At 36.2% G+C, this 16,073-nt stretch carries 14 protein-coding genes; 8 read left to right on the forward strand and 6 right to left on the reverse strand.

Going from position 1 to position 16,073, the window contains the following annotated elements:
• Positions 1 to 421 precede the first annotated feature (421 nt).
• Genes BFL47_RS07880 through BFL47_RS07895 form a run of 4 tightly spaced genes read left to right on the forward strand, consistent with a single transcriptional unit; the run spans position 422 to position 6,842 of the window.
• Positions 422 to 1,231, forward strand: coding sequence for a hypothetical protein (locus BFL47_RS07880; RefSeq protein ID WP_069659261.1), 810 nt, complete (start codon positions 422 to 424; stop codon positions 1,229 to 1,231).
• A 26-nt stretch (positions 1,232 to 1,257) separates the two neighbouring features.
• Positions 1,258 to 3,549: an Rv1355c family protein gene (locus BFL47_RS07885; RefSeq protein WP_069659262.1), complete on the forward strand. Its 2,292-nt coding sequence runs from the start codon at positions 1,258 to 1,260 to the stop codon at positions 3,547 to 3,549.
• A gap of 14 nt (positions 3,550 to 3,563) precedes the next feature.
• The gene (locus BFL47_RS07890; protein ID WP_069659263.1) at positions 3,564 to 5,711 is read left to right on the forward strand and encodes a sensor histidine kinase; all 2,148 of its coding nucleotides are present in this window, start codon (positions 3,564 to 3,566) and stop codon (positions 5,709 to 5,711) included.
• 45 nt (positions 5,712 to 5,756) lie between these two features.
• Complete coding sequence (locus tag BFL47_RS07895; RefSeq protein WP_069659264.1) at positions 5,757 to 6,842, forward strand: hybrid sensor histidine kinase/response regulator; 1,086 nt, start codon at positions 5,757 to 5,759, stop codon at positions 6,840 to 6,842.
• 15 nt (positions 6,843 to 6,857) lie between these two features.
• Here BFL47_RS07895 and BFL47_RS07900 read toward each other — a convergent pair whose 3' ends face one another.
• The 3 genes from BFL47_RS07900 to BFL47_RS07910 are packed head-to-tail and all read right to left on the reverse strand — an operon-like array spanning position 6,858 to position 9,078.
• Entirely contained in the window at positions 6,858 to 7,322 is a 465-nt protein-coding gene (locus BFL47_RS07900; protein WP_069659265.1) for a response regulator, read from the reverse strand.
• 48 nt (positions 7,323 to 7,370) lie between these two features.
• Positions 7,371 to 8,465: an endonuclease/exonuclease/phosphatase family protein gene (locus BFL47_RS07905; protein ID WP_069659266.1), complete on the reverse strand. Its 1,095-nt coding sequence runs from the start codon at positions 8,463 to 8,465 to the stop codon at positions 7,371 to 7,373.
• 10 nt (positions 8,466 to 8,475) lie between these two features.
• Positions 8,476 to 9,078: a trimeric intracellular cation channel family protein gene (locus tag BFL47_RS07910; RefSeq protein WP_069659267.1), complete on the reverse strand. Its 603-nt coding sequence runs from the start codon at positions 9,076 to 9,078 to the stop codon at positions 8,476 to 8,478.
• A 28-nt stretch (positions 9,079 to 9,106) separates the two neighbouring features.
• On the opposite strand from BFL47_RS07910, the gene BFL47_RS07915 reads away from it, so the two are divergent.
• Positions 9,107 to 10,405 (forward strand): nucleotide sugar dehydrogenase, encoded by a 1,299-nt coding sequence (locus BFL47_RS07915; RefSeq protein WP_069659268.1) that lies wholly within the window; start codon positions 9,107 to 9,109, stop codon positions 10,403 to 10,405.
• Positions 10,406 to 10,705: 300 nt separating this feature from the next.
• Positions 10,706 to 11,002 carry a hypothetical protein gene (locus BFL47_RS07920; RefSeq protein ID WP_069659269.1) on the forward strand — a complete coding sequence of 99 codons (297 nt, stop codon included), beginning with the start codon at positions 10,706 to 10,708 and terminating at the stop codon, positions 11,000 to 11,002.
• A gap of 61 nt (positions 11,003 to 11,063) precedes the next feature.
• Here BFL47_RS07920 and BFL47_RS07925 read toward each other — a convergent pair whose 3' ends face one another.
• Positions 11,064 to 11,456 (reverse strand): helix-turn-helix domain-containing protein, encoded by a 393-nt coding sequence (locus tag BFL47_RS07925; protein ID WP_069659270.1) that lies wholly within the window; start codon positions 11,454 to 11,456, stop codon positions 11,064 to 11,066.
• A 10-nt stretch (positions 11,457 to 11,466) separates the two neighbouring features.
• Entirely contained in the window at positions 11,467 to 12,039 is a 573-nt protein-coding gene (locus BFL47_RS07930) for a UpxY family transcription antiterminator (RefSeq protein WP_069659271.1), read from the reverse strand.
• 511 nt (positions 12,040 to 12,550) lie between these two features.
• Here BFL47_RS07930 and BFL47_RS20050 point away from each other — a divergent pair.
• Positions 12,551 to 15,121 (forward strand): WcaI family glycosyltransferase, encoded by a 2,571-nt coding sequence (locus BFL47_RS20050; protein WP_211480954.1) that lies wholly within the window; start codon positions 12,551 to 12,553, stop codon positions 15,119 to 15,121.
• Between the two features lie 9 nt (positions 15,122 to 15,130).
• Here the strand turns inward: BFL47_RS20050 and BFL47_RS07940 are convergent, their stop codons facing one another.
• Positions 15,131 to 15,493, reverse strand: coding sequence for a helix-turn-helix domain-containing protein (locus BFL47_RS07940; RefSeq protein ID WP_069659272.1), 363 nt, complete (start codon positions 15,491 to 15,493; stop codon positions 15,131 to 15,133).
• 507 nt (positions 15,494 to 16,000) lie between these two features.
• On the opposite strand from BFL47_RS07940, the gene BFL47_RS19585 reads away from it, so the two are divergent.
• Positions 16,001 to 16,073: NAD-dependent epimerase/dehydratase family protein (locus tag BFL47_RS19585; protein WP_139125735.1), on the forward strand; the 73-nt coding region annotated here is incomplete at its 3' end.

Below are 16,073 nucleotides of genomic sequence, written 5' to 3' on the forward strand. Positions count from 1 at the left end.
GTGTCTTAAAATACAATTATATCTAAATTATAGATTCATAAAGAAAAATTTTAAACGAATTATATACATAAGGACTATTTTGTAACAAGGTGTAATTGAAAGTATCAATTAATTATTTGTAGCTTTTATATCTCTTCAATCAAATTTCTAACCCAAGACATTTAGGGGTTTAGACTAACCTGATTGTTATTGATAGCAAAATAAAACTAGTGTGTTTCCGACAAAAGTCCGACTTAAATACATGTAAGTGGGACTTATATGGGAGTCATATTAGATTCTTACCGGAATCTTTAATTTGAGGTTACATGTATAAGTGTAATCATGGGCTGGAAATACCATGCAATATTTGATTTAATAAGTAAGAGAATGGCACTTATCTTTAATGAATCGCTAGCTTTACAGCTCTAATTGAAGAATATGAATGAGTGATAGCTTAAATAAAGAAAATCCGGAAGTAAGGCTAAGAGCATTTCGGGCAGTAGATGAACCGGAAACCTGCGAACTCTTTATTGAAGGACATACACACGTACTGACAAGCATAGGCGTAACCAAAGTTACTTCATCTAAAAATGAATGGATGTTTAATCCGGCGACATTTGTGATTGTTGTAGAGTCGTTGGATCGTAAAAAAGTATATGGTGGTGCGAGGGTACAAGTGGCAGGAGGTACTGAACCTTTGCCTATTGAACAGGCTACGGGAGCTATAGATCCGCAGATATTTAAACTGGTGTGGGAATTTGCACAAAAAGGTACGGGCGAGTTATGTGGATTATGGAATTCACGCGAGATCTCCGGATACGGCATAGGCTGTATTTTCCTAATCCGTGCTGCGGTTGCTATTTCCACTCAAATAGGTATCGAGTCGCTTTTTGCGCTGTGTGCTCCATATACGATAAAACCTGTGGAAGCAATAGGCATGGAACTGGAAGAAAGCATTGGTAACAATGGGACCTTTTATTATCCAAAACTGGATCTTCTGGCTACTACGATGTTATTAAAGGATGTGTCTACTATCAAAAAGGCCTATCCTGAGGATAAGGACGCTATTTTTAAAATCAGGGAAACTTTAAATATTATCCGTCTGGAGGAATTAAGGCGAAAAACCATCAAGATTCATTATGAAACTGAGATTCCTTCTATCGATAAATGGGATCTGGGAAATACGATTAAGAATGCCAAAATGAACTTTTTAAAAGGTTCCCTCGATGAAGACGATTTAAGTATCTTTTAATTCAATTATCCGTAAAATATAAATTCATGGAGATAAATCAAAATTATACCCCCATATTATTAAGAATCACTAACCCTGTTGATAAAGAAACGTTCGATGCTTTAATTGACGATAAAAAAGTAATGTTCTTTCATGACGAAATTTATGGTCAGTTACAGGAACTAATTAAATCTGAGCATCCTTCTACAAAGATCAAAAAGGAAGATTATCCAGCATTGATTGATCAGCACCTTGCTGGTATTGCGATCGATGAGTATGGGGTGTGGGTTTATTATCCATGGAGTTTGCGTATGGTACATCTGCTGGATGAAGCAGAGTTTGTGGAAGTGAGAACCAACAGAAACCGCTATAAGATTACCAGAGAAGAGCAAAATGCGCTTCGGGAAAAGAAAATTGGTATTGTGGGCTTGTCTGTAGGGCAGTCTATTGCTTTAACCTTAGCGATGGAACGTACCTGTGGGGAGTTGCGCTTAGCAGACTTTGATACCGCTGAATTGAGCAATCTGAATAGGATTAGGACCGGTGTACAGAACCTGGGTGTCAATAAAGCGATTATTGCCGCCAGGGAAATTCTGGAGATTGATCCTTTTATAAAAGTTCGTTTATACATGGACGGCCTCCAGGAGGATAATATGGATCATTTTTTCACCGCCAATGGAAAGCTGGATCTGTTTATTGAAGTATGCGACGGACTGGATATTAAAATAGAGAGTCGTTATAAGGCAAAGGAATTTGGAATTCCGGTAGTGATGGATACGAATGATCGGGGAATGCTTGATGTAGAGCGTTTTGACCTCGAGCCTGATCGTCCTGTTTTGCATGGTCTAACTGAAGGATTGGATCCGAAAAGTATCAGAGGGCTTAGTAATGAAGATAAAGTGCCATATATTTTGCGGATGATAGGTGCGGATACGATATCTACCAGGATGAAGGCCTCTATGCTGGAAGTGGAACAATCAATTAATACATGGCCGCAGCTGGCATCATCGGTAACTTTAGGGGGCGCGCTTACCACCGACGTGTGCAGACGGATTTTATTGGATCAATATCATGAATCGGGCCGGTATTACATTGATCTGGAAGATTTGGTAAAGGATGAGAAAGTAGTACATGCTGAAAAAGAGGTCAAAGAAGTAAATCCATATTTGCCTATTGAACGGTCTGATATAAAGGCCCAGGTTGATCAGTATTTTCAAAATAAGGAAGAGTCAGCGTTTGGAGTTACTGAAGATCAGCTTAATCGTCTAATTGATGCAGCTTTAATAGCTCCATCTGCGGGGAATAATCAACCCTGGAAATGGTTCTACAGTCATAACGTCCTGTTTTTGTTTCATGATAAATTTCAGTCCTGGTCATGGGGTGATTATTATGAAATGGGATCTCATTTGTCGCTGGGTGGCGCTTTGGAAAACGTTCATATACAAGCTCAAGCATTGGGTTTGAATGATGCTGTAGAATTGTTTCCTGTGAAAGACAGGCAGATGCTGATTGCTGCTATTCGTTTTAGCGCCTCAACTGAAGTGGTTACGGCAGATGCTGTTGAACTGGCAAAATATATTTATATTCGTAATACGAATCGAAAACTGGCGGAAAGGAAAGTTTTGGGGGATGATTTTTATCATAGAATGGAGGATGTGGTCCATCAGATCGATCATGTAAACCTCCACTATACTGAAGATGAACTGGCACTGGCTGAATTAGCCGATATAATTGCTGAATGTGATAAGGTCAGGTTACTGAACCAAATGGGTCATGAGGAGTTTTTTCATGAAATACGATGGAACAAAGAAGAGGCAGGCAAGACTAAAAATGGTGTCGAAATTGATGCGGTTGATATAACCCCAAGTGAAAAGGCCGGTTTTAGAGTGGCACAGGATTGGAATGCAGTGAAGTTACTGGCACAATGGGATAAAGGTAATGCGTTTAAGAAAATGTCGCTGGATGGTATAAAGTGTGCTTCTGGCATTGTGGTATTAAGCGTTCCCGAATTTACACATGAGGCATTGATTGAGGCGGGAAGGGCAGCACAAAAGGCCTGGATTTTTGCCTGTCAGCAACACGTTGCCGTGCATCCAATGCTTTCTACTGCTTTCTTTTTTAATCGCCTGATGCATGGAAAAGGGAAAGAGTTGCCAGCACATGTGGCGGATAAATTGTCTTTATTGAGACAGCGTTTTTTAAAGGTATTCGCATTGGAGGATGTAAATGCTGCGAATCCGGTTCAAAAGGAGGTTTTCTTAATGAAAGTTTCGATTGCTCCGGATGCGGAGAGTACATCCTTAAGGAAGGATAAAAAAGAGTTGTTTGACCGGGAATAAGGGCTAGATATAACATGATAAAACGAGCTAATGCGTTATTGATATTCTTATTTTTCACTTTAAATGCTTCTTTTGCTCAGCCAGTGCTGAAGTTTAAGGGTGAATTAGTGCCTATTGGTGATCAGGTAGAAATATTGACAGATAGCAATTCTACGATATCTTTACAATCAGCACTGTTATCAAAGGCTTTTATAAGATCTTCGGGTAGTCAATTTCCTAATCTGGGGACAACCCCTTACTCGTATTGGATCCGGTTTACATTGGAGAATGAGAGTGATTCGAAGGCAATGGGGATCCAGCTGACGCAATCTATGATGGATTATGTGGATTTTTATCAGGTAAAAGGGGATTCGGTAACGCGTACAAATTTTACAGGTCACAGAAGGCCTTTTAATAACCGATTCATAAAACATCAAACTTACATTTATCAAATACCGATTACCAAAGGAACGAGTAAGACGATCTATCTGAAGGTAAAAAGCGGAAAGCAACTTACGTTGCCTATTTACGTCGGTTCGATAGAGGAGATCGTGGAAAATGCCATGGTTATTGATTTATTATTTGGCATTTACATAGGGATTATAATGGTTATGCTGCTTTATAACCTGTTTATTTATTTCTCGATAAGAGATATTACCTATTTGTATTATGTGGCATACCTGGGCATTGTGATGCTTACACAGGCATCTATGCAAGGTTATATCTTCCGGTTTATTCTACCCACCTATCCGGAAATAGCTGATATGTTCATTTATATCAGTACCTCGCTTATTGGTATTGCGGCCATTGAATTTTCAAAGCATTTTCTTTCTTCTAAACAGTATACGCCACTATTGCACCGGATATCATTTGTTTTTTGGGCTTTATACGGTATTCAGATTTCTTTAGCTCTTGCCGGATATCAAAACGTTAGTTATAGCATGATGTTGGCCTTGGCTATGGTTAGTGCCATATATGTGTTGTATATGGCTGTGGTGATCATGTTGCAGGGATTTCGCCCTGCAAAGTTCTTCCTGATAGCTTGGACTGGTTTTATCTTTTGTGTGATCGTGTATGTATTAAAAGATTTTAATCTGATTTTTCATTATAACAACATTACCAACTTTACCTTACTGATTGGATCTGCTTTCGAAGCGATTATGTTATCATTTGCATTAGCTGATAAGATAAATATCCTTAAAGGCGAAAAGGAGCAGTCTCAGCTGGAAACTTTGAAGGCCTTGCAAGAGAATGAACGGATCATAAAAGATCAGAATGTTGTTCTTGAAGCCAGAGTTAATGAGCGTACGTCGGAATTATATGAAGCAAATGAGGAGCTTAATAGTACATTGGAAAATCTGAAGCAAACACAATCTCAGCTTGTTGAATCAGAAAAGATGGCTTCTTTAGGTCAGCTCACTGCAGGAATAGCACATGAAATAAATAATCCTATAAATTTTGTTACTTCCAATATTAATCCATTAAAGCGGGATATTGATATTTTACTTGCTGCACTGGATGAAATTGAAATTGTTGGTCTGTCTGATAGCACTGTTTCTGCAAAACAGCTGCGTATTAAAGAATATAAAGAAGACCTTGATTTTGACTATCTTAAGGTAGAAATCAATCAGCTGGTTAAAGGTATTAATGAAGGAGCCTCGCGCACTGCGGAAATTGTAAAGGGACTTCGTGTTTTTTCGCGGTTGGATGAAGATGACTTAAAAAAAGCGGACATCAATCAGTGTCTTGATTCGACCATGATTATTGCTAATAATCAATTGAATAATAATATTAAGGTAATAATGGAGTATGGTGATGTGCCTTTAGTTGAATGTTATGCTGGAAAGCTAAACCAGGTTTTTCTGAATATAATCGTCAATGGCATACATGCTATTCATGCAAAATTCGGTGGTATTGCGGGAGGGGAGTTGAAAATTACGACATCTGCTGATGATGAAAATGTGTTTATAAAGATTTGTGATAATGGAATAGGAATGGGTGCTGAAACACAGAAAAAGGTATTTGAGCCATTTTTTACCACTAAAGATGTGGGTGAGGGTACAGGTTTGGGTATGTCTATTGCATACAATACAATTAAAAAACATAAGGGTGAGATAAGTGTTAATTCTTCACTTGGGGAAGGGTCTCAGTTTAGTCTGCAAATACCCATTTTTAGTAATTAACAATTATCTCATCTGAATTAAGTTGTCCGCATAAAACAAAACCAAGTGGCAGAAAAGATAAAAATATTATATATTGATGATGAGCCGGATAATTTGGTAGGTTTTAAAGCTTCTTTTCGCTTTGATTATCAGGTTTTTATTGCAGAAAATGCAGTGGCGGCCTACTTGCATTTGAAAAATTACCCTGATATCAGGATTGTATTTTGTGATCAACGGATGCCTGATCAGACTGGAGTTGAGCTTTTTGATGAAATGAGATCTCTCTATCCATCCGCAGTTAGGATACTGCTAACTGGCTATACCGATGTGGAGTCTATTATTGATGCAATCAATAAAGGGAATATATTCAGGTTTGTTAAAAAACCCTGGGCTGAAATCGACATTATTTCAGCTATTGAAGAAGCAAATAAATTTTTTATCAGCAATTATATGCTTGCCGTTAAGCATGAGGAATTGCAGAGAGCATATAGTGAACTGGACAAGTTTGCTTATAGTGTAAGCCATGATATTCGTGGCCCGCTTTCGGGTATCTTAGGTGCAATTAATGTAGCAAGGGTTACCGATGATGTTGAGGGTATGAAAGAAGTTCTGGGTATGATGGAGAAATCGTTGGAAAACCTTGATAATTACATTGTGAATATGCATGAATACCATAGTCTGCAAAGGGGAGAATTACAGATTAAAGAAATTGATTTCAAGGAGGTAGCGTCAGGCTTAAAAAATATATATCAGGTAATTGCTGAAACAAGCAACATCTCTTTTGTTTTAAAGATTGATCAGTCGGAACCTTTTTATAATGATGAAGGGCCAATACAGCTTATTCTGAATAATCTTTTATCCAATGCGTTCAAGTACCAGGAAAAGGATAAGTCGGATAAAGTTGTTGAACTAAGTATTGAGGTGAACAAAGAACAGGCAACTTTTCAAATAAGCGACAATGGAATTGGGATTCTGAGAAATCATATCAATGAGATTTTTAATCTGTTTTACAGAGCGACCTCTCAGTCTACAGGCTCTGGTTTTGGACTTTATAATGTGAAGAGTGCAATATTAAAGCTAAACGGGCACATAGAGGTCAGCTCCGTACTCAATAGGGGAACTACTTTTAAAGTGATCATTCCGAGTAAGTAAGCTTTGATTTGTTGTTTAATCGAGTAATTTTTGCCTTAATATAAATTCAAGCTGATCATTAGAGGTAGCTAATTTTTCATTCATAATTTTCACTTCTTCGCGTTCCTTATATACCTCGTATGCACGTTTAATTGTCATATCAAGTTCTTCTTCATTCCATGGCTTAGTCAGGTAATGGAATATTTTTCCTTTGTTTACGGCGTCTACTACGGCTGCCATATCAGCATAACCAGTTAATAGGATGCGGATTGGATCAGGGAATTTCTCAATTACCTTTTCTAAAAATTCGACACCTGTCATATTGGGCATTCTTTGATCCGTGATGATAATGTGGACTTGATTGGTGCGCATCAAATTGAGTGCCTCATCTCCGCTGTTAGCAATCAGAACTTTATATTTTATACGGAAAGCAGCCTTAAATGAAAACAGGTTGTTCTCTTCATCATCAACATAAAGTATTTTAATTTTTTTATCCGGCATATGTGAAGCTTTATCAGAGTGGTAAAGTTACTGATTTGTTTTTTGATGCTATTTGGTTGAAGCGCTCAATGATAGGTCAGTATATACAGGATAATGATCGGAAGCTTTTTCTGCCACAATAATATGAGAAAGAACGCTCCATCCGGGTGAAGTTAGAATATGATCAATTTGATAGCGTAAAAAACCTTTGTGCAGGGTTACCGCGTATAAGCCACTTCCTTTTTCCTTATACGTGCTTTGCATGCCTTTTGCCATTTGATTAAAAGCGTAGGAAGAGGGTGGGTCGTTGAAGTCGCCACAAATAAGATAAGGATAAGGGCTTGTAGCTGCATGTGCCCTCACCAGATCTACTTGATGGGCACGTTCCAGAAAGGCTCTTCTTAACTGTCCGCCAATCTTTTTAGAGGGTCTTAATCTCTGTGTTTTTCCCTTAATGAATTTACTCATGTAGTTCAGCTGATATTGCTGGAGGCGAATAGATTCCAGATGAACGGCATAGATTCTGAATGTGAGGCCACTCTTTAGCAAGTCGACATAAATGCATTGATTGCCATCATGATCTTCTGAAAAGGGAACAATCCCCTTAGATACAATAGGAAATTTAGAGAAAATAGCTATTCCTGATCCTTGCTTGCTAAAATCTACATAGTGAAAGTTCTTAGTCTGAAGGATTCTTTCTAATGAATCTACGGAATTCAACCTATTAGGCCTGGTGTCGTTATAAAATTCCTGAAAACAGGCGACATCGGGTTGTATGCGATTGATAATGTTGAATACAACTTTGCTTTTTTCAGGATCATGAGTGGCTTCATTGAAGAAATGAACGTTATAGGTCATCACCCTGATTGCTGAGGAATCGGCCAACGAACTTTTAGGTTCTATTGTTGCTCTTTTATGCAAGCTGAAAGAATTTGTCAGGTTAGACCATCCCAGTAAAATGCAGCAAAGCGGCACTATTGCAAACCAGGATCGTTGGAGGATTAATATAAATAGGAAGATCAGGGTAATGAGCAGGACAGGCACGTAAGCCAGACTGATGAAAGCCAAAGGCCAAAATGACCGGGGATCTATGTAGCCACCCAAATAGGTTAATAGCAGAATAATACAGGATAATACAGTGAAAAGGCGAAGGATTTTATTCATACTTTTTTCGTCAATACATTCTTGGCAAACTCATTTTATATTTTACCGCCACAATTCGTATAATGCAGATAACAATGATTGAAGTAAATCGGGTGATATTAATATCGATTCCTATTTTTATTAATGTAATATACACCAATCCACCAGCAATACATGCAGTAGCATATATTTCTTTTCGAAACAGTAAAGGGATAGTATTCAGTAATATATCCCTGGTAATGCCTCCAAAACATCCGGTTATGGTACCTAATGCAACACATATTTCTGGTTTTAATCCTGCATTAAGACCTTTTTGTACGCCTAAAATGGTAAACAAACCAAGGCCAATGGTGTCAAATAGAAATAAAGGTAGCTTAAAAGCTTTTAGACGCTTCCAGAAGATTAATGTTGCAATGGTAGAAAAAAAAGTTACACCTGCATAAAATTTGTCCAGCATCCAGCTTACGGGTAACTCACCCATGAGTATATCGCGTACCGTTCCTCCTCCAATAGAGGTAACAAAAGCAACTGTTAGGACACCGAAGATATCGAGCCTTTTTTGGATACCGGCGAACGTTCCTGAGATAGCAAAGGAAATACATCCCAGAAGTTCTAGTGCATAGCTTATCGTCATTATTTGACAAATATATTAACTTTACCCTATGGATTCTATTGGACAGACATATCGGGCAAAAAATGCACGTATTGCGGTAATTGGACTTGGGTATGTAGGATTGCCTCTTGCTATCGAATTTGCTAAAAAATACGCTGTTTTAGGTTTTGATATCAATCAGGGGCGTGTAAAGGAACTGTCGGAAGGACGTGACCGCACTCAGGAAGCTGATATTGATGATTTACAACTGGTTATGGCTAGCAAGGGTCTGCGTTTTTCATGGAACAAGGAAGATTTGTCGGCTTATAATACCTTTATAGTAACAGTGCCTACTCCAATAGATGAGTTTAAATCACCTGATCTTCAACCTTTGATTAAGGCTTCTGAAATGCTAGGCTCAATATTAAAAGCAGGTGATGTTGTGATTTATGAGTCTACTGTTTATCCTGGTTGTACGGAGGAAGTATGTATTCCTGTACTGGAAAAAGTATCTGGTTTAGTATTTAATAAAGATTTTTTTGCGGGATATTCGCCTGAACGTATAAATCCCGGAGATAAAATAAATACGCTGACTAAAATTAAAAAAGTAACCAGCGGCTCAACTCCTTTCATTGCTGATGAGGTGGATGCCTTATATGGTTCTATTATTTTAGCCGGAACGCATAAAGCACCTAGCATAAAGGTAGCGGAAGCGTCAAAAGCTATAGAAAATGCGCAACGAGATGTAAATATTTCTTTTGTGAATGAGCTCTCCCTTATTTTTGACCGGATTGGTATTGATACAAATGACGTTATTGAAGCTGCAGGTACCAAATGGAATTTTTTAAAATATAAACCGGGATTAGTAGGTGGACATTGTATAGGGGTAGATCCTTATTATTTGGCCTACAAGGCGCAGTCACTGGGATATCATCCACAAGTTATTTTATCTGGCAGAAGGGTAAATGATGCGATGGGAGCGTTTGTAGCTGATAAAGTGGTTAAACTTATGATTCAAAAAGATCAACGTATAAAAGGCTCTAAGGCGTTGATTTTAGGGGTTACTTTCAAGGAGAATTGTCCTGATGTACGAAACACCCGTGTGGTTGATATTTATCATGAATTAATGGATTTTGGAGTGGAGGTTGTTATTTATGATCCTTGGGCAGATAAGGAAGAAGTAAAACGGGAATATAAAGTGGATATTTTAAATACATTAGATATGAGTATTCGCTATAATGCCATAATAGTAGCGGTAGCTCATAAAGATTTTTTGGGTTTAGATTATGAAGCATTAAAGATGGAAGACGGAGTAATATTTGATACAAAAGCATGTTTAAGACGAGAAATAGTAGATGCCAGATTATAAATGATGGGATGCTTGTTTTTCTCACGTTTAAAATGTTGAATAAAATATAAAATAATAGAGCAGAATTTTAGAGATTAAATATATTTTTGTTGTGGTTTTAAATCTTATCAATCAATTTTACCATGATATATAAATGCTACTTAACAATAAAGGCTTATTGTTTCTTAAATCTTTTACTGAAAGAGTATAAATGCAATTAATTTACAATCGCATTTATACTCTTTTTTTTATTTAAAAATATAGCTAACTCTTTGTTTTTATTTGCGTATAAATACATTATTATATACGTATATTTACTTTATGGCACAAATGGAATTAGAAAAATCGATAAGTTTTCATGATCAGCCAACTCTGAGAATGAATGGAACTGACTATACAGTCAATATTGAAGAGATTGAAGCATTTATTGAACAATGTGGAAAATTTATGCCTTTGGAGAATGTGACTCAATTTGAGTTGCTCACACAAGAAATTTCAGACACGCTAATTGATTCTGCAAGCGGAGATCTAACCATTGAGCAAATAAGACCACATCTCCTCTTTTTAAGAGAAATTGGTTTTTTATTAAAAACAATGTTAAGTCCGGTACAAGAATAAAATTTACCTATTTAATCTAATTTGGTTCCCCCTAATTGTGGGGGACTGTTTTTTAGACCTTTTATAAATAAAGAGAATTCTTTTCAACGTAGGCTAGTAGTAACTGGTTATGTTTTTCTAACAAGTCAATATATTTGTCCTTCCAATATTGCTCGTTTCGTGTTCTTCCGTCAAACTCATCCTCAACATATACGGCTTCATCAGACGTGTTAGGGAGGGTTCGTTGGTCGGTTTTCATAAATAATTCAGGAAACTCATTTGAGAAATCATGTTTAAGAGCTACGCCAATTTTATGAATAATTGCAGGTTTTAGATATTTTTGGTTAAACCAATTATATACTGATCGGCGATTCACATCCGTCAAGCGTGCAAGTTCACTGATACTGTACCCATTTCGCCTAATTACCTTTTCAATAATTTGTCCATAGTGCTGATCTTTGAAGTTTTCATTCATGTTTTTTTTTTTAAGCCTGTACAGCTAAAGCTGAACTGGAAATAGAATTTGCAAATATGATATTTTGGTCAACGGATACTTTTGCGATCAATACGCAGTCTAATTGTTGGATGCTAATTAAAACTGATTTGCCTTTAATTTCCATAATTTCTCCCTCGTAATTAATGAAAGCTCCCTGTGTTATTTTGATCCGGTCTCCAGGGGAAAAATTTCTTATACTTAAAGTTTCAATATCTTTGTATGTATCTACTATCTGTCTTATTTTTTCAATATCAGAATCATTTACTATTGCTGGCTTACCGCAGTAGTAAATAAAATTGATGATTCCCATTGTTTCTCTCACTCTATTTTGTTCCGAGGCGTTGATATGAACAAACAAATAAGAACTAAATAGAGGCATTTCTACAGTTGTGTTTCGGTCTGCCCATTTACGGCTGGTTTTTACTAGAGGGCAAAAACATTCTATGTCTTTTTCCTTTAATAAGCGATCAACTTTCTTCTCCCATTTTGAACGTGTATAAATCACCATCCATGTCTTTTTTAAACTATCATTTTTTGTAAGTAAAAATCCGTTCACATCCATAATTTTTGACCTTATATAATCTGTATTAATCTTGTTACTCTGACTTAAGGTTAATACGAAATTAATTAAAAACCTACTCGAAAATCTGGTGCTTTCTCACCATGTATAACACTTTGTAGATAAGTGTGAAATCATAGGAAATATATTGAATAACTGAACTTGTTACTATTATTTACAATAGTTCACATATCTAATTGATTGGTAGCCAGTGTTTCTCATTAATTCCCGGGTTATGCTACATATAATAGATTTATTCCTAGAATCAGAATAACGACATTACTTTTATGATAATTATTAAGGACATAGTCAGGTAGATATTAATTTTTAATTACTTAACAAGACTTTATTTATGTTTTTATGAAGTGATATAATAAAGGACATCAAGTTGATTGCTGTTTAAATTTTTTTCACTTCTATTTTTTAAATATTAAATGTGAATTTAAATGGCACAGTTTGCCAGTTCAGTCTTAATATTTTAATAACCAAATAGCTGTATTTAATCTATCAATAAATGAAAGTACTACATGTTGTTCCTTCAGTAAATCCAAACTTTGGCGGAGTGTCTCAAGCTGTCAGAACACTTATTGTTGGCTTGTATATTGAAGGGATTCAAAATCAAGTTGTTTCGCTTGATGATCCTCAAAGTGATTATATCAAGAGTAGTGTTATAAAGATTCATGCAGTTGGACGGGGAACGGGTCCATGGCATTATCATAAATCTTTTTATCCTTGGTTAATACAGAATCTTAAGCTGTATGACAAAGTTATTCTTCATGGTTTGTGGCAATATCCTGGATATGCATTGTATAAAGCACTAAATAAAATTGCACAAAATCGGCCTGAATTATATATCATGACTCATGGTATGCTTGATCCATATTTTCAAAAATCGGAGGGAAGAAAGTTAAAAGCTATACGGAATGTTATTTATTGGAAATTAGTGGAGCAAAAGCTTGTTAATTTTGCGGATGGTATTTTATTTACATGCGAAGAGGAAAAAAGGTTAGCAGAAATGCCCTTTCTGCCATATCATCCTAAAAGCGAATTGGTAGTAGGACTTGGTGTTGAAGAACCTCCTGAAAAAAGCCATCATATGATGGCAGATTTTTATGCACGTTTCCCAGAACTTCAAAACCAGCAATATCTTCTTTTTCTCGGTCGAATTGATGAGAAAAAGGGAATAGTGATGTTGATTCAGGCGTATAAGCAATTTACTGATTCGCTTCTAGAAAAAGATCCTTCGCTGGTAATACCTAAATTGCTGATAGCCGGACCAGGTTTAGAGAGTGTGTATGGAAAGCAGCTACTGAAACTGGCTGAATCTATTTCCAATAGTAGCAATCAGATTATTTTCCCTGGAATGTTGTCTGGTAATTTAAAATGGGGTGCTTATTATGGTTGCGAAGCGTTTGTCTTGCCTAGTCATCAGGAAAACTTTGGTATCGCAGTAGTTGAAGCTCTTGCCTGTAGTAAACCGGTTCTGATATCTAATCAGGTGAACATATGGGAAGATATTGTCAAAGGAGGTGCCGGAATAGCTGCTGATGATACCCTGTATGGTACGGGTAATCTTCTTAAGTTTTGGCACGACTTATCCTCTAATGAAAAACTAGCTATGGGAGAGAATGCCAGGAAGACTTTTGAGCATCGGTTCGCTCTTGAAATTGTGATGAAGCAGTATGTAAAAAAATTGAATCTAAGGGAAGTAATTAAAAAACAGAATGAGCCAAAAGAGGCATCTGTTTTTCCGGTTCATGAATATGAACATGAGGTTAAAGCTAAGAAAACGAAGGAATGCACTACTGATAAAAAAAAGGTATTAATTCTGGGAATCAATTTTGCTCCTGAATTAACAGGAATAGGGAAATATACAGGTGAAATGGTGGACTGGCTTGTAGATGAAGACTACCAGGTTACCATGGTTACTTCGTTTCCTTATTATCCTAACTGGAGTGTTCATAAGCCATATTCGGGTAGATGGTTTAAAAAGGAAACGGAAAAGGAAGGAAAGCTTACTGTTTTTCGTTGTCCCATGTACATTCCTATAGTTCCTTCAGGTTTAAAGAGAGTGTTGCAAGAGTTTACTTTTTTTATATGTTCATTTTTTATTATATTCTATTTGCTGTTCAAAAAAAAACATGATCAGATTTTTGTGATGGCACCGCCTTTTCATTTAGGTTTTCTTAGTCTGTTTTATCGTTTTTTTAAAGGTGGTAAAATAGATTATCATGTGCATGATATGCAAATTGAGTCTGCTAGACAGTTAAGAATAATTAAGGGTGACATTGCTTTCCGGATTTTATTCAGGCTCGAAAAATATATACTGAATAGTGTGGATTATGTAAGTACTATTTCAGGAGGAATGAAAGCGAAAATTCAAAAGAAGGTTCAGCGTGATATTATTATGTTTCCTAATTGGGTCGATACTCAAAAACTTTTTCCTATTACTGATCGGCAATCATTAAAAAAAGCCTGGGGATTTAATGTAGAGGATAAAATTATTCTTTATTCAGGAAGTATTGGTGAAAAACAGGGGTTACAAAGTTTGGTTCCAATTGCCAAAAGCTTGCAGGCTTATAAATTCATTAAATTCGTGATTTGTGGAATTGGACCATATAAAGAGCACTTGATTAAATTAGTCTATAAGGAGCGGTTAGACAATATCTTTTTCTTGCCATTGCAACCTTTAGAACAGTTCAATAGCTTGTTAAATATGGCCGATGTGCATCTTGTTTTACAAAAGAAAAATGCAGCGGATCTGATGCTACCATCAAAATTAACAGGAATATTGTCATCAGGAGGTTTGGCTCTTGTAACAGCCGATCAGGGCACGTCTTTATATAAGGTTGTTGTGGATCATGAAATGGGAATTGTGATTCCAAGCGAGGATGAAACGGCCTTGAAAGTAGCAATTCTGGATTGCTGTGTGTCAGACCATACCAGCGAAACCGTAAATGGTCGCTGGTATGCTGAAAAGTATCTGAATAAAAATAATATAATTAGCAATGTGATGCTATATCTTAAAGAGCCTTCATTAGTAGATAAAAGTATCTTAGAGTATCTTGATCTAAGGAATGCATGATTTAAATAGTTAAGCTACAGATACCTGATGTAGAAGCAAGGTGTTGTAGCGTTCCAGTAAATCAATGTATTTGTCTTTCCAATAATGTTTGTTATAAAGATCCTCAGGTTGATCCGTGCTGTTATTTAAGAATGAAGTCTTTCTAAATCCTTTTTGAAAATCTTCAGATGTAAAGAGCTGCGGTAGCTCTACGGAAAAATCATGATTGATGACACATCCAATCCTATAAATAATTTCAGGCTTAAGTTGCTGTTGATTAAACCAATTATAGACTGAGCGTCTGTTTACATTTGTTAAGCGTGCCACGTCACTTATTGAGTGTCCGTTTCTTCTTACTACTTTTTCGATAATTTGTCCGTGATGAATTAGCATGTTGTGAGAGTTAGTTAATTTAAAACTAGTGTTACCAAGTGTTTTTTGTTTATAAATACACGCTTTGTGTATTTATTTCCTCATGTGTAGAATTTTTTGCTCGTTTTATCTCATTTATTTATATATTGCGACATTAAAAGTGACCTGCGTCACATAACTGAATCACATATTCTCGCATCTTCTGTTTAATAAACAATATCTGTACCGATATTGAGACTCAAAAAAACATTAATATACATATATACTCATCATCTATGTACGGAAAGAAGATTAGTTTGGATGTTTGTTTTTTATTTTTTTCACTTAACCTTTATTGGAGTTCGGATTTTATATTTCTTTGTTTGGATTGTTATATGTTTTGTTATTTTGAGTTTAATAGTAGAAAAATTCTGTTTTTCTGACAATTAGCAACAGTAATAGCATCCTGGATCTCTCGTTTCAATCTGTAATAATTTGATTTCGTTTAAAGTGTGTAGATTTGTTCATATTTGCTAGTAAAGGAAATTTATGAAGAAAATACTTATCACAGGAGGAGCCGGTTTTATCGGATCACATGTAGTCAGAAGATTTGTGAAAAGCT

The sequence above is a fragment of the Arcticibacter eurypsychrophilus genome (genome assembly GCF_001730525.1).
Classification (GTDB): domain Bacteria; phylum Bacteroidota; class Bacteroidia; order Sphingobacteriales; family Sphingobacteriaceae; genus Arcticibacter; species Arcticibacter eurypsychrophilus.